The following is a 14193-nucleotide window of genomic DNA, read 5'->3' on the forward strand; positions in this document are numbered from 1 at the left end:
GAAAATCGCGGCCGTCGGGATGACAACGCGAACCGGGGCGACCGCCGCAATAATAACAACCGCCGCTCCTCTTCCTCTTATCAGCCTCGTGGCGAACGCAGCGATTCCCGTGGTGAGCGTAATAACGATCAGCGCGGCGACCGCAATGACCAGCGCGCTCCGCGCCCTTCTGTTGAACACGTACAGAAACCGCGTCCGTCATTTGATTACGCCGGTGAAACCCGTGCGATCACCATTATTCCCCGCGACGAGCACAATATTTCTCGTCGTGATATCAGCGAAAACGCCCTGAAAGTTCTTTACCGTCTGAACAAGTCTGGCTTCGAAGCCTTCTTAGTCGGCGGTGGTGTGCGCGATTTGCTGTTGGATAAAAAACCGAAAGATTTCGACATTACCACTAACGCCACACCTGAGCAGGTTCGTAAACTGTTCCGCAACTGCCGTCTGGTCGGTCGCCGTTTCCGATTGGCTCACGTCATGTTTGGTCCGGAAATCATCGAAGTTGCCACCTTCCGTGGCCATCACGAACAACACGAAGAAACCGAAGATAAAAACGTTTCCCAGCAGGCTGTCAACGGCATGCTGCTGCGCGATAATATTTTCGGCACCATCGAAGACGACGCCCAGCGCCGCGACTTCACTATCAACAGCTTGTATTACGGCGTCGCAGATTTCACCGTTCGCGATTACGCCGGCGGTCTGCGCGACCTGGAAAACGGCATCATCCGTCTGATTGGTGATCCGGAAACCCGTTACCGCGAAGACCCGGTGCGTATGCTGCGCGCCGTGCGTTTCGCTGCCAAACTGGACATGAAGATCAGCCCGGAAACCGCTGAGCCTATTCCACGTCTGGCCACGCTGTTGCAGGAAATTCCGCCAGCGCGTCTGTTCGAAGAATCTCTGAAGCTCTTGCAGGCCGGTTTCGGCTACGAGACCTACAAAAAGCTTTGCGAATACCAGCTGTTCCAGCCGTTGTTCCCGCTGATTGCCCGCCAGTTTACTGAGCAAGGTGACAGCCCTATGGAACACATTCTGGTTCAGGTGCTGAAAAATACTGACCACCGTTTGCATAACGATCAACGCGTCAATCCGGCATTCCTGTTTGCAGCAATGCTGTGGTATCCGGTGATTGAGCATGCTCAGAAACTGGCGCAGGAAGGCGGTCTGACGTATTACGACGCCTTCGCGCTGGCGATGAATGACGTGCTGGATGAACAGTGCCGCACGCTGGCTATTCCGAAACGTATTACTACGCTGGTTCGTGATATCTGGGCGCTGCAACTGCGTCTGTCACGCCGTCAGGGTAAACGTGCGCACAAGCTGATGGAACATCCTAAATTCCGCGCGGCCTATGATTTGCTGGTGCTGCGTGCTGAAGTCGAACAGCACCGCGAACTGCAAAGTCTGGCGCAGTGGTGGGGCGAGTTCCAGGAAGCCACACCGGCTTCGCAAAAAACCATGCTCGGCACGCTGGGTGATGATGCTGCACCGGCACGCCGTGCGCGTCCGCGCCGTCCACGTAAACGGGTTCCGCGTAAGGACGGCGGTCAATGATCCGCGTTTACCTGGCTCTGGGCAGTAATCTTGCCCGTCCGCTTGACCAGGTAAATTGTGCGCTGGAGGCGCTGGCACATTTGCCGCGCACCCGCTTTGTGGCTGCATCCCCGTTTTACCGCAGTAAACCGCTGGGCCCACAAAATCAACCTGATTATCTGAACGCTGTTGTAGCGCTAGATACGCTGCTGCCGCCGGAAGAGCTGCTCGATTGCACGCAAGGGATCGAGCAGAATCAGGGACGTGTTCGCAAAGCTGAACGCTGGGGTCCCCGGACGTTAGATCTCGACATGCTGATTTATGGTGATCAGGTGGTCAACACCGAGCGTCTGACCGTTCCACATTACGACATGAAAAACCGTGAGTTTATGCTGTATCCACTGGCCGATCTGGCGCCAGATCTGGTGTTTCCGGATGGCGAAACACTGCAAAGTCTGCTCGCACGCGTTCCGCTCAATGGCCTGACCAAATGGTGAGTCGCTCAGCGACTTACCCGCACTTCAAGCCCACCTTCTGCTCTGTTCCTGTACACCACTTTCAAATGATGTAACTGCGCAATCCTTTGTACGATCGAAATCCCCAGACCGCTGCCGGTTTGTTCCTGCCCCGGTGGACGGTAAAAACGCTCGCCAAGCCGCGCCAGATGTTCTGCACTGATGCCCGGCCCCTGATCTTCTACCGTGATGCCGCGCCCATCAAGACTCACCGTGACACAGGTTCCGGCGGCAGAATAGCGAATGGCATTATCCAGCAAATTGCGCACCATCAGCGAAAGCAGCAGCGACTGACCGCGCATTTCAGGCGGCGTACCTTGCTCCTCAAATCGTAATTCGATACCTTTGCCGTGCGCGCGGTAATCCTGTTCCGCCAGACTTTGAGCGACCAGCGAAGTCCAGTCGATGCGTTCCAGCTCTTCCGGCGTGGAGAAACTCTCCAGCCTTGAAAGCGTCAGTAGCTGATCCACCAGTCGCGTGGCGCGATCAATACTGGTGGTCAGATTTTCCAGCGCATGCTCGCGCATTTGGGCATCATCGCCGGAAAGCTGTACCACTTCGGTTTGCACCCGCAGCGCCGCCAGCGGGCTGCGCAGCTCATGGGCTGCATCCGAGGTAAAACGACGTTCACGTATCAGCATCTCACCGGTACGGGTAAACAAGGAATTGAGCGCATTGGCCAGCGGCAGCACTTCACCGGGCAGCGAGTCAGTCACAATCGGCGTGGCATCTTCCGGCGAACGCTGACGCAGCCCCTGAGCCACACGGCGCAGCGGGCGTAATTCCAGCGTGACCATCACAATCAGCGCCAGCAATAATACCGGCAGCGAGGCCAGCCACGGAGTCAGTTGCCCGCTGACCAGACTCCAGGCCATGTCATTGCGGTAATCATATTCCTGCCCGACCGCCACGCGGTATTGCCCGTCCGGCGACGTCAGCCAGACCATCCGCCAGGTATCGCTGTCCCCTTTCAACTCCACGTCGTTAAACCCTTGTGTATCGCCATCAAAGCGGATGCGCTTGCCGTTCTCGCCATCATTGAGCAGCATCTGCCCGTGAACATTAAAAATGGCAAACGTCAGCGCATCGTCATCGGTATGACCGCGCGACCCTTTGCGTACCATTTTTTTGGTGTCCGGCAATTCGGCGTCTTTTGACAGATTCAGGCGATCGCCCAGCCCCGTAGCAGCCAGACGTTTGGCGAACAGCATTTGCTGGGTATCGAAAACTTCATTGATATGTTTGCGGGTCTGATGCCACGCCACGCCGCTGGCAATCAGCCAGGTCAGCAGCGCCAGCACCGAGAAAAGCAGGATCAGACGCAGGCGCAGACTGAGGTTTTTCAGCTTCTTCACTCAGGTTCTCCTGACGGTGCATCACCCAGCGTGTATCCCACGCCATGCACCGTGCGGATAAAACCTTTGCCCAGTTTGCTGCGCAGATGGTGAATATGCACTTCCACCGCGTTGCTGCTGACGTCGTCGTCCCAGCTGTAGAGTTTTTCCTGGATGAGCGTTCTCGCCAGTACCCGGCCTTTGTTATTGAGGAGCAATTCCATCACTGCGACTTCTCGTGGCGTCAGCGTCACCGCTTCCCCGTTAAGCGTCACACTGCGGGCTGCGGGATCAAATTCCACTGCGCCATGCATGACTTTGGGCGTAATCACGCCATGACGACGGCGGATCAGCGCCTGCAAACGCGCTGCGACTTCCACCAGCGCAAAAGGCTTACACAGATAATCATCAGCACCGGCCTGAAGCCCGCCGACACGCTGCTCAAGCGCATCACGGGCGGTGAGGATCAGCACCGGCGTGTCGCGTCCGGCCTTGCGCCATTCGCGCAGCAGATCCATTCCGTCCATGCCCGGCAGACTTAAATCGAGGATCACCGCATCGTAAGGCGCGCTGTCGAGCGCCGCTTTGCCGGTCACGCCGTCGGTAAACCAGTCGAGCGTAAAACCTAATTTTGTCAGCCCGGCTTTGATGCCGTCGCCAATCATCTTGTCGTCTTCAACTAATAGAATTCGCATGGTTCCCTCCGTTTTTGCCATTATAGCCGACGCTTCTTAATCACTTCTTAAGAGCGGGATCAACGTCTCTGAGAGTGATCGTGCTGTCTGACTTTCTACTCATACAGTAGAATACTGGCATCATATTCATCCGATGAATTATTCAAAGGAACGTGTTCATGAAACCAACAACGCTGAGCCAGCTTCGCCAATGGAAGCAGGAAAAACATAAATTTGCGACCATTACCGCGTATGACGCCAGTTTCGCGCAACTGTTTGCTGAGCAGGGCATCAGCGTGATGCTGATCGGCGACTCGCTGGGCATGGTCGTTCAGGGCCAGGATTCCACGCTGCCGGTGACGGTCGAAGAGATTGCTTACCACACCCGCTGCGTGCGCCGTGGCGCGCCTCACGCGTTATTGCTCGCTGACCTGCCGTTTATGAGTTACGCCACACCGGAGCAGGCGTTTGAAAGCGCCGCTGTGCTAATGCGCGCGGGCGGCAACATGGTCAAACTCGAAGGCGGGAGCTGGCTGTGTGATACGGTCAGAATGCTGACCGAGCGCGCCGTGCCGGTTTGCGGCCATCTGGGGCTGACGCCGCAGTCGGTGAATATTTTCGGCGGTTATAAAGTTCAGGGCCGCGATGAAGTCGCTGCCAATCAGCTGATCAAAGATGCAATGATGCTCGAAGAAGCCGGAGCGCAGCTGCTGGTGCTGGAATGTGTGCCGGTCGATCTCGCCCGCCGCGTGACAGAAGAACTGAGCATTCCGGTTATCGGCATTGGCGCAGGTAATGTCACCGACGGTCAGATTCTGGTGATGCATGACGCCTTCGGCATCACCGGCGGCCATACGCCAAAATTCGTCAAAGACTTCCTCAGCGAAGCGGGCGATATTCGTGGCGCAGTGCGTTTGTATGTCGATCAGGTCGCGCAAGGCGTGTATCCGGGCGAAGAACATTCCTTTAAATAAGCGGGAGAAGGCTGGTGTTGATAATTGACAGCGTGGCGCTGCTGCGTCGCGAAATCCGTGATTTTCGTAAGAATAACCAACGTATCGCGCTGGTGCCTACCATGGGCAACCTGCATGAAGGCCACATGACGCTGGTGGAAGAAGCCAAAGCGCGTGGCGATGTAGTCGTGGTGAGTATTTTCGTCAACCCGATGCAGTTCGAGCGTTCGGATGACCTTGAGCGTTATCCGCGCACTTTGCAGGAAGACTGCGAGAAGCTGAATAAGCGCGGCGTGGATCTGGTGTTCGCACCGTCACCGGCAGAAGTCTATCCGAAAGGTTTGGCGACGCAGACGCAGGTCGATGTACCGGTGATTTCCACCATTCTGGAAGGTGCGAGCCGTCCGGGACATTTTCGTGGCGTCTCAACCATCGTCAGCAAACTGTTCAATCTGGTGCAGCCGCAGGTGGCCTGTTTCGGGCAGAAAGACTTCCAGCAACTGGCGCTGCTGCGCACGATGGTGGAAGATATGGGCTACGACATTGAGATTGTCGGCGTGCCGATTGTGCGAGCCAAAGACGGTCTGGCGCTCAGCTCCCGTAACGGTTATCTGACCGCTGAAGAACGTAAGCTCGCACCGCAGCTGAACAAAATCATGAATGCGCTGGCTGAACGTCTGAGCCAGGGCGAGCGCCATACCGATGAAATGTTGCAGGAAACCGCGCAACAGCTTCGTGAAGCGGGCTTCACACCGGACGAACTGTTTATCCGTGATGCGAAAACCTTGCAGGAATTGTCCGTCGACAGCACCTCTGCGGTGATCCTGATGGCGGCATGGCTGGGTAAAGCGCGACTGATTGATAACCAGGAGGTTGATCTGACGCAGTAGACAGCGCAGGTCAAATGGGCAACTATGTTGGCCGCCGGAAATCCAGGATTTTAATCATTCCGACCGGCGGATCCCCAGACTTTTTTACGCACGAAGGGTCACACGCAATGGTACGTACAATGCTGCAAGGCAAACTGCACCGGGTTCACGTCACTCAGGCAGATTTGCACTACGAAGGTTCCTGCGCCATCGATCAGGATTTTCTCGATGCTTCAGGCATTCTGGAATACGAAGCGATTGATATTTATAACGTAGATAACGGTCAGCGTTTCTCGACTTATGCCATCGCGGCAGAACGCGGTTCGCGGATTATTTCGGTCAACGGCGCGGCAGCACGCTGTGCCTGTGTCGGCGATCTGCTGATCATCTGTTCTTACGTGCAGATGTCAGATGAACAGGCCCGCCAGCACAAACCGAAAGTGGCCTATTTCGAAGGTGAAAACCAGCTGAAACGCACCGCGAAAGCCGTGCCGGTTCAGGTGGCCTGATAAAACGCCTTCCCCTCGTGAGAGAGGAAGGCACAAAGCAAAATTAACTACGTAGTCCTCTGCCGCGCTCGATTAAGTACCACGCCAGCAAGTAAAATACCGCAATAAACGCCACCAGCACGCTCATGGTAAACACCAGCGGTACGTCAGAAATCCCCAGGAAGCCGTAGCGGAAACCGCTGATCATATAGACGATCGGGTTCAGCTTGGAGACAGCCTGCCAGATTGGCGGCAGCAGCGACAGCGAGTAAAACACGCCGCCCAGATAGGTCAGCGGAGTCAGAACGAAGGTCGGGATCAGGCTGATATCATCGAAGGTTGTTGCAAAGACCGCATTCAGCAAACCGCCCAGCGAGAACAGGATCGCCGTCAGCAAAAGCGTCAGCGCAATGATCAGCCACGAATGGATCACCAGCGGTACGAAGAACAACGAGATCGCCGTCACCAGGATACCCACGCAGATCCCACGCGCCACACCGCCGCCGACATAACCGGCGATCACCACATGCGTTGGCACCGGCGCGACCAGCAGCTCTTCAATATTGCGCTGGAATTTAGCGCTGAAGAACGACGAGGCCACGTTGGCATAGGAGTTAGTGATCACCGCCATCATGATCAGACCCGGCACGATGAACTGCATGTAAGTAAAACCATGCATGCTGCCGATTTGCGAACCGATGAGGTTACCGAAGATGATGAAATACAAGGTCATGGTGATGACCGGCGGAACCAGTGTTTGGATCCAGATCCGGCCAAAACGGTTGATCTCTTTCAGCCAGATACTTTTGAGTGCCACCCAGTACAATTGCGACATTATTTCTTTTCCTCACTGCCGTTCACCAGCGTGACAAACAGCTCTTCCAGACGGTTTGCTTTATTACGCATACTCAATACCTGCACACCCTGCTTGCTCAGCTGGCTGAACAAGGAATTCAGCCCCTGCTCACGCATAACTTCCACTTCCAGCGTGGACGTATCTGTCAGATGACTGCGGTAGCCTTCGAGCACCGGCAGCGGACTTTTTGAGCCTAAATCCAGAATAAAAGTTTCGGATTTCAGCTTCGACAGCAGCTCTTTCATGCTGGTATTTTCCACCAGCTGACCGCCCTGAATAATGCCGATGTTACGGCACAGCATTTCCGCTTCTTCCAGATAGTGCGTGGTCAGAATGATGGTGGTCCCTTGCGCGTTCAGCTCTTTCAGGAAGCCCCACATAGAGCGACGCAGTTCGATATCCACACCTGCCGTTGGCTCATCGAGGATCAGCAGTTTTGGCTCGTGCATCAGCGCACGGGCGATCATCAGACGACGCTTCATCCCGCCGGACAGCATGCGCGAACGCTCATTCCGCTTGCCCCATAAATCCAGCTGCGTTAGATATTTTTCCGCACGTTGCAATGCCAGCGGACGTGGCACGCCGTAATAACCGGCCTGATTCACCACCACCTGCATGACGGTTTCAAACGGGTTGAAGTTGAATTCCTGTGGCACCAGACCTAGCTGGCGCTTAGCGTTAACGATGTCTTTATCAATGTCGTAGCCAAACACCTGCACTTTGCCGGCAGTTTTGTTGACCAGTGAACTGATGATACCAATGGTGGTGGATTTACCCGCACCATTCGGCCCAAGCAGGGCATAAAAATCGCCAGCTTCGACGCGCAGATCGATTCCACGCAAAGCCTGTACACCACCGGCGTAAGTTTTGGTTAACTTTTCCAGTTCCAATGCATAATTCATAAAGGGAGCGTACCTTCTTGTGAAAACCCTGTTGTAGGAATGAGTAAGTGGAGATGCCGAATCAGTTTGAAAAGTCGGGGCATTGCCCTATATTACCCCATCGCAGTGAGCTCGTTACAGGCTATTAACCTCCATGAATGACATAGAAAGACTCATCAGTAACAACGCAGCCTGGTCCAAAACCATGATTGATGAAGATCCTGGTTTCTTTGAGCGGCTTTCCCAATCTCAAAAACCCCGTTTCCTGTGGATTGGCTGTTCCGATAGCCGTGTCCCTGCCGAGCGCCTGACCGGTCTGGAGCCAGGCGAACTGTTTGTTCACCGTAACGTCGCCAACTTGGTTATCCACACCGACTTAAACTGCCTGTCCGTTGTGCAATATGCTATCGACGTGCTGGAAGTCGAACACGTGATTATCTGCGGTCACTACGGCTGTGGCGGTGTGCAGGCAGCGGTTGAAAACCCTGAATTGGGTTTGATTAATAACTGGTTGTTGCACATCCGTGACATCTGGTACAAACACAGCTCCCTCTTGGGTGAACTGTCGCCAGAAAAACGTCTCGATAAATTGTGCGAACTGAATGTGGTTGAGCAAGTCTACAACCTTGGCCATTCCACCGTGATGCAATCGGCCTGGAAACGGGGCCAGAAAGTCACCCTGCACGGCTGGGTATACGGCATTCAGGATGGACGTCTGCGCAACCTCGAAGTTGACGCCACCAGCCGCGAAACGCTGGAACAGCGCTACCGTCAGGGTGTCTCCGCCCTGCTCAACGGTGACCCGCAGTAACAAGCCGCACTACTTTACAGAATTTAAAAAAACAAAAGGCACAAAAATGTGCCTTTTTTAGTGCCTTTTTCAGGAAGAACGCCGGGGGCGTAGCCGATGACGCCAGTTCTGACGCGGCAAGCGCGGAGCATCCGCAGTGGACACAAAGTCCATGAGGAATACGAGCACTTCCCGCGCCGGAAATGGCTAAATCGGGTAGCCAGACATTATTCGTCCAGCATTACGACCTTGCCGACATACGGCAGATGGCGATATCGCTGGGCGTAGTCGATGCCATAGCCGACAACGAATTCGTCGGGGATCGGGAAGCCGACGTATTCGACTTTTACGTCTACTTCGCGGCGTTCTGGTTTATCCAGCAGGGTGCAGATGGCCAGAGATTTCGGGCCGCGCAGTTGCAGGAGTTCACGGACTTTACTCAGCGTGTTGCCGGAGTCGATGATGTCTTCAACGATGAGAACGTCTTTGCCACGAATGTCTTCGTCGAGGTCTTTGAGGATCTTGACGTCACGGGTGGTGGACATGCCGTTGCCATAGCTGGAGGCGGTCATAAAGTCTACTTCGTGCGGCACATCCACGGCGCGGCACAGGTCAGCCATAAACATGAAGGAACCGCGCAGCAGCCCAACAAGCACCATTTCGCTGCCGCTGTCGCGGTAGTGTTCGGTGATTTCACGGCCCAACTCGGCAATTCGGGTTTTGACTTCCTGTTCGGAAATCATGACGTCAACACGATGTTTCATATAAAGACTAACCACCTGATTTAAGAATATTTATCGCCACTTTTAAACAAAATGGCGACCATATAGTGGAAAGGATTATATCAAAGAACCCGGCGACGGGTCACGCACCGGGGCTTTTACAGGCAGGATTATCACGCCGAAACCGTAAACCCGAGCATCATGCCGGTGTCTTCGTGTTCAAGCAAATGACAGTGCGCCATGTAAGCATGTTGCTTATCCGCCGGGTGATTAAAGCGCACCAGCACTTCGCTGCGGGCACCTTCAACACGCACGATGTCCTTCCAGCCCTGACGATGTGGTGGAACCGGCTGACCGTTTTCAGAAAGAATACGGAACTGTGTGCCATGGATATGGAACGGGTGCAGCATCATGTCGCCTTCACCTGAAATGGTCCATTTTTCGTACTGGCCTTGTTTCACATCGAACGCAGGCACATTCATGTCATAGGCTTTACCGTTAATTTTATTGCCCGGCATGAAGTTATAGCCGCCGGAAGATTTGCTCATGTCCATGCCCGCCATACTGCCATGACCGTCATGTTCTGAACCGGACATGCCCGGCATCGCCGCCATATCACCACCGCCGTGATCCATACTCATTCCGGCCATCGCATTGTGACCGTAGCGTTTCATCAGCGCGGCCATGCCCTGCTGATCCAACTGCGGATCCATCATCAGTTGTAGCCAACGGGTCGGCAAATTATCGACTGACACCAGCGCCGGAATCGGCACCAGCGTATCCGGCAGCGAACTGCCGCTTTGGGTCAACGTGGGCTGAATGCGCAGCACCGGCAACGGTTTATCGAACGGTGCCAACGTCATGCCCATTTGTTTTACCGGCAATGTCACCAGGTCAAACGCTTTGCCGTCGCTGCAATCAATCAGCACTTCAAAACGCTCGCCCATCAGCAAAGATAAATCTCTCACTTTCACCGGTTCAGGCAGGAAACCGCCGTCGCTGGCAATGACATACATCGGCCGCTGGTCACTGGTGGCGATGTGCAGCGAGCGCGCATTACAGCCATTGAGCAGACGAAAACGCACCCAGCCGCGGGAAATGCCGTGCTGCGGATAGACCGCGCCGTTGGTCAGCATATGCTGTCCGAACCAGCCGACGGCAGCGGTCATGACGTCCATCTGATAATCAATCTGTCCGGCATCGTTCAGGCGTTTATCCTGCAAAATGACCGGAATATCATCCACGCCCCAACGTTTTGGGATCTGCAACAGGTCGCTGGCTTCATCTTCAATCAGCACCATTCCGGCCAGCCCCATCGCCACCTGATAACCGCTGGTCTGATGCGGATGCGGATGGAACCAGCAGGTAGACGCTGGCTGATCCAGCGTGAAACTGACTTTACGTTTTTCACCCGGGGTGATCAGGGCCTGTGGGCCGCCGTCAACTTCACCGGGAATTTCCAGCCCGTGCCAGTGAACAGTACTGGCAACTTCCAGACGGTTATTGACGGTCACATCGACCGGTTTGCCGCGACGGATGCGCAGCGCCGGGCCGAGAAGATTGCCGTTAACGCCCCAGGTTTCGGTGTTAACCCCGGGCAAAAACTGGCTCTGGCCGCGCTGTAACGTCAGCATAATGCCGTTGCGGATATCCGGTTCAAGCAGCGCAGGAATAGGCAATGCCGGGCGGTCAGCGGCGAGCGCGAAGCGGCTCCAGCCGGGCAGCGTACTGGCGGCGCCCATCAGGGTCGTCCACTTTACGAAATCACGACGGTTCATTTTTCAGTCCTTATGAGGGCAATTGCCAGACGGATGGCGTAAGCGTGCCATAATAGTACGACAGCCTAACCCTTCCCCTTAGGGGAAGGTCAAGTGGCTCAGCGGGAAAAGAAATTTGGTGCCGCTCAGTGCAAATATGGTAACGTCCTTTTAACTGTTTGTGAGCCAAGTCTTTCTGACTTTCTATCTAAAAGAACAAGAACACGCCGATGAAAAAAACAACATTGTGTTTGCTATTACTGTCGCTGCTTGGCTTTTCCTCCGCCAGTCAGGCGCTGAGTGAATCAGAAGCGGAAGATCTGGCGGATCTGACCGCAGTCTTCGTTTATCTGAAAAACAATTGTGGCTACGAACAGCTGCCAAATACCCAAATCAAACGCGCGATTGTGTTCTTCGCTCAGCAAAACCGGTGGGATCTGAGCAATTACAACAGCTTTAATATGCAGTCGATGGGCGAAGACAGCTACCGCGACCTGAGCGGTATCGCGGTGCCTAAACCGACCAAATGCAAATCTCTGGCGCGTGATTCTCTGAGTCTGCTGGCCTACACCAACTAAATATCTCAGCCAGTCTACAGGCTCTGTGCTCCGTCATTTTGTTGCCGGAGCCGCTTCCCCTCCCCTCTGCTATCCGCGTCACGCCTGCCTCAGCTACACTTAACCTAAATTGATTTGTCTGAAATTCAACCGTGCATGGACCGGCAGAGTTAGCTATCATGTGCGCCCATTTTTATGGCTGCGATTGATCAGGAGAAACAACAACATGTCCCAGAGCTCGTCATCCAAAGAAATATGGTATGAGACGCTGCACGCCCATTTTGGCCAGTACTTCAGCGTCGATAAAGAGTTATACCGTGACAAAACCGAGCATCAGGATCTTGTGATTTTCGAAAACGCCGCGCTGGGTCGCGTAATGGCGCTCGACGGCGTGGTGCAAACCACCGAGCGTGATGAATTCATTTATCACGAAATGTTGACCCACGTGCCATTATTCGCCCACGGAAATGCCAAAAAGGTGCTGATCATCGGCGGTGGCGACGGCGCAATGCTGCGCGAAGTGTGTCGCCACAAAGGCGTGGAATCGGTGACGATGGTGGAAATTGATGCCGGCGTGGTGGAGTTTTGCCGCCAGTATCTGCCCAACCATAATGCTGGTGCCTATGACGATCCGCGTTTCAAGCTAGTGATCGACGATGGCGTAAATTTCGTTAATCAGACCGCTGAAATGTTTGATGTGATCATCTCCGACTGTACCGATCCGATCGGTCCCGGAGAAAGTCTGTTTACCTCCACATTCTACGAAGGCTGTGCCCGTTGTCTCAAACCGGGCGGCATTTTCGTGGCACAAAATGGCGTGTGCTTCCTCCAGCAGGATGAAGCGGTCAACAGTCACACCAAACTGAGCCACTATTTCAGTGATGTCAGTTTCTATCAGGCCGCGATCCCGACCTATTACGGCGGCATCATGACCTTTGCCTGGGCGACCAACAGCCCGGAATATCGCCAGATTGACGGCACAACCTTGCAGGCGCGCTTTGACGCCGCAGATATCACCTGTCGTTATTACAATCCGGCGATTCATCACGGCAGCTTTGCCCTGCCGCAATATTTACTGAATGCCCTGTCAGCCGCGCGCTGATACTGCATCCATAAGGGGGTGGACTAAATTGCAAAAGCTGAAACTGCATGGCTTCAATAACCTGACCAAAAGCCTGAGTTTTTGTATCTACGATATCTGCTACGCCAAAACCGCAGACGATCGTGATGGCTACATTGCCTACATTGACAAAGAATATAACGCCAACCGTTTGACGGAAATCCTCACTGAAACCTGTTCCATTATCGGTGCCAATATCCTCAACGTAGCGCGACAGGATTACGAACCACAGGGTGCGAGCGTCACGATCCTGGTGAGCGAAGAGCCGATGGATCCGAGCGATGTCGATACCACTGAGCATCCGGGCCCGTTGCCAAATTCCGTAGTCGCGCATCTGGATAAAAGTCATATCTGCGTTCACACCTATCCGGAAAGTCATCCTGAAGGTGGTCTGTGCACCTTCCGCGCTGACATTGAAGTGTCGACCTGTGGCGTGATTTCACCGCTGAAAGCGCTGAACTATCTGATCCACCAGCTCGAATCCGACATCGTCACCATCGATTACCGCGTCCGCGGTTTTACCCGCGACGTAAACGGTGTGAAACATTACATCGACCATTCCATTAACTCGATTCAGAACTTCATGTCGCAGGATATGAAAGCGCTGTACGACATGATGGACGTTAACGTGTATCAGGAAAATATCTTCCATACCAAGATGTTACTGAAAGAATTCGACCTGAAGCATTACCTGTTTAATGCAAAACCGGATGAACTGAGCGCGCAGGAGCGTAAAGAAATCACCGATTTGCTTTATAAGGAAATGCAGGAAATCTATTACGGCCGCAATCTGCCGTCAGTCTGATCTGCGTTTAAGAAATAAGAAAAGACCGGACAGGTTTAAATGTCCGGCCTTTTTTGTATAGACAAATTCCGATAACGAATATCCCCCCTTTGCAACTCAATAAGCATTACTTAAGTAAAATATCCTCGCCGGTATAAAAACCGGCTACACTCCTTAAGACAAATTAATATTTAAAGACTTATTAAATTCTTATTTAAGCCAAATTTATCGCCAATCGATCTAATAATTAAGCCAAATTTCAAAAATAATACAGAACCTGTAAATCAAATATAATTCATTTATAACCAATAATTTAGCTTACGGCAGATCAAAAGATCGCTTTTTTCTTAAAAACAGATA

The 14193-nt window shown here is 53.6% G+C and carries 15 protein-coding genes; 9 read left to right on the forward strand and 6 right to left on the reverse strand.

Annotation, left to right across the window (positions count from 1 at the left end; all coding sequences use genetic code 11):
* Positions 1-228: 228 nt before the first annotated feature.
* Positions 229-1554, forward strand: coding sequence for a polynucleotide adenylyltransferase PcnB (pcnB, locus tag J1784_RS25650; protein WP_217151643.1), 1326 nt, complete (start codon positions 229-231; stop codon positions 1552-1554).
* Positions 1551-2030 carry a 2-amino-4-hydroxy-6-hydroxymethyldihydropteridine diphosphokinase gene (gene folK, locus J1784_RS25655; protein ID WP_217151522.1) on the forward strand — a complete coding sequence of 160 codons (480 nt, stop codon included), beginning with the start codon at positions 1551-1553 and terminating at the stop codon, positions 2028-2030. The genes pcnB and folK overlap by 4 nt, the downstream gene beginning before the upstream one ends.
* Before the next feature lie 5 nt (positions 2031-2035).
* Here folK and qseC read toward each other — a convergent pair whose 3' ends face one another.
* Both qseC and qseB read right to left on the reverse strand, forming a co-directional pair.
* Positions 2036-3394, reverse strand: a complete 1359-nt coding sequence (gene qseC / locus J1784_RS25660; protein WP_217151644.1) for a quorum sensing histidine kinase QseC — start codon at positions 3392-3394, stop codon at positions 2036-2038.
* A 5-nt stretch (positions 3395-3399) separates the two neighbouring features.
* On the reverse strand, positions 3400-4077 hold the full coding sequence (gene qseB / locus J1784_RS25665) for a quorum sensing response regulator transcription factor QseB (RefSeq protein WP_217151523.1): 678 nt from the start codon (positions 4075-4077) through the stop codon (positions 3400-3402).
* Between the two features lie 158 nt (positions 4078-4235).
* On the opposite strand from qseB, the gene panB reads away from it, so the two are divergent.
* The 3 genes from panB to panD all read left to right on the forward strand — a co-directional run bounded on the left by panB (position 4236) and on the right by panD (position 6387).
* Entirely contained in the window at positions 4236-5030 is a 795-nt protein-coding gene (gene panB / locus J1784_RS25670) for a 3-methyl-2-oxobutanoate hydroxymethyltransferase (protein ID WP_217151524.1), read from the forward strand.
* Positions 5031-5044: 14 nt separating this feature from the next.
* Positions 5045-5899 (forward strand): pantoate--beta-alanine ligase, encoded by an 855-nt coding sequence (gene panC, locus J1784_RS25675; protein WP_217151525.1) that lies wholly within the window; start codon positions 5045-5047, stop codon positions 5897-5899.
* A gap of 107 nt (positions 5900-6006) precedes the next feature.
* Complete coding sequence (panD, locus tag J1784_RS25680) at positions 6007-6387, forward strand: aspartate 1-decarboxylase (RefSeq protein WP_013576951.1); 381 nt, start codon at positions 6007-6009, stop codon at positions 6385-6387.
* Between the two features lie 43 nt (positions 6388-6430).
* Here panD and J1784_RS25685 read toward each other — a convergent pair whose 3' ends face one another.
* Together J1784_RS25685 and J1784_RS25690 are read right to left on the reverse strand one after the other, a co-directional pair.
* Positions 6431-7201 (reverse strand): ABC transporter permease, encoded by a 771-nt coding sequence (locus J1784_RS25685; protein ID WP_120134965.1) that lies wholly within the window; start codon positions 7199-7201, stop codon positions 6431-6433.
* Positions 7201-8124, reverse strand: a complete 924-nt coding sequence (locus J1784_RS25690) for an ABC transporter ATP-binding protein (protein ID WP_217151526.1) — start codon at positions 8122-8124, stop codon at positions 7201-7203. The genes J1784_RS25685 and J1784_RS25690 overlap by 1 nt, the downstream gene beginning before the upstream one ends.
* A 133-nt stretch (positions 8125-8257) precedes the next feature.
* Between J1784_RS25690 and can the strand changes: the two genes are divergently transcribed.
* Positions 8258-8914, forward strand: coding sequence for a carbonate dehydratase (gene can / locus J1784_RS25695; RefSeq protein ID WP_056774718.1), 657 nt, complete (start codon positions 8258-8260; stop codon positions 8912-8914).
* Between the two features lie 206 nt (positions 8915-9120).
* Here can and hpt read toward each other — a convergent pair whose 3' ends face one another.
* Together hpt and cueO are read right to left on the reverse strand one after the other, a co-directional pair.
* Positions 9121-9657 (reverse strand): hypoxanthine phosphoribosyltransferase, encoded by a 537-nt coding sequence (hpt, locus tag J1784_RS25700; RefSeq protein WP_217151527.1) that lies wholly within the window; start codon positions 9655-9657, stop codon positions 9121-9123.
* Between the two features lie 131 nt (positions 9658-9788).
* The gene (gene cueO, locus J1784_RS25705; RefSeq protein WP_217151528.1) at positions 9789-11393 is read right to left on the reverse strand and encodes a multicopper oxidase CueO; all 1605 of its coding nucleotides are present in this window, start codon (positions 11391-11393) and stop codon (positions 9789-9791) included.
* 209 nt (positions 11394-11602) lie between these two features.
* On the opposite strand from cueO, the gene J1784_RS25710 reads away from it, so the two are divergent.
* The 3 genes from J1784_RS25710 to speD all read left to right on the forward strand — a co-directional run bounded on the left by J1784_RS25710 (position 11603) and on the right by speD (position 13854).
* Complete coding sequence (locus J1784_RS25710; protein ID WP_095924682.1) at positions 11603-11950, forward strand: YacC family pilotin-like protein; 348 nt, start codon at positions 11603-11605, stop codon at positions 11948-11950.
* A 205-nt stretch (positions 11951-12155) separates the two neighbouring features.
* Positions 12156-13031, forward strand: coding sequence for a polyamine aminopropyltransferase (gene speE, locus J1784_RS25715; protein WP_217151529.1), 876 nt, complete (start codon positions 12156-12158; stop codon positions 13029-13031).
* 28 nt (positions 13032-13059) lie between these two features.
* On the forward strand, positions 13060-13854 hold the full coding sequence (gene speD / locus J1784_RS25720) for an adenosylmethionine decarboxylase (protein ID WP_217151530.1): 795 nt from the start codon (positions 13060-13062) through the stop codon (positions 13852-13854).
* Positions 13855-14193: the final 339 nt, after the last annotated feature.

Origin of the sequence: Rahnella ecdela, assembly GCF_019049625.1 — a bacterium.
GTDB lineage: Bacteria > Pseudomonadota > Gammaproteobacteria > Enterobacterales > Enterobacteriaceae > Rahnella > Rahnella ecdela.

Bases quoted from the DNA above. Each gene is read 5' to 3' on its own strand.
- folK (WP_217151522.1), top strand. From the start codon at position 1,551: ATGATCCGCGTTTACCTGGCTCTGGGCAGTAATCTTGCCCGTCCGCTT.
- qseB (WP_217151523.1), bottom strand. From the start codon at position 4,077: ATGCGAATTCTATTAGTTGAAGACGACAAGATGATTGGCGACGGCATC.
- panB (WP_217151524.1), top strand. From the start codon at position 4,236: ATGAAACCAACAACGCTGAGCCAGCTTCGCCAATGGAAGCAGGAAAAA.
- panD (WP_013576951.1), top strand. From the start codon at position 6,007: ATGGTACGTACAATGCTGCAAGGCAAACTGCACCGGGTTCACGTCACT.
- J1784_RS25685 (WP_120134965.1), bottom strand. From the start codon at position 7,201: ATGTCGCAATTGTACTGGGTGGCACTCAAAAGTATCTGGCTGAAAGAG.
- J1784_RS25690 (WP_217151526.1), bottom strand. From the start codon at position 8,124: ATGAATTATGCATTGGAACTGGAAAAGTTAACCAAAACTTACGCCGGT.
- can (WP_056774718.1), top strand. From the start codon at position 8,258: ATGAATGACATAGAAAGACTCATCAGTAACAACGCAGCCTGGTCCAAA.
- hpt (WP_217151527.1), bottom strand. From the start codon at position 9,657: ATGAAACATCGTGTTGACGTCATGATTTCCGAACAGGAAGTCAAAACC.
- cueO (WP_217151528.1), bottom strand. From the start codon at position 11,393: ATGAACCGTCGTGATTTCGTAAAGTGGACGACCCTGATGGGCGCCGCC.
- J1784_RS25710 (WP_095924682.1), top strand. From the start codon at position 11,603: ATGAAAAAAACAACATTGTGTTTGCTATTACTGTCGCTGCTTGGCTTT.
- speE (WP_217151529.1), top strand. From the start codon at position 12,156: ATGTCCCAGAGCTCGTCATCCAAAGAAATATGGTATGAGACGCTGCAC.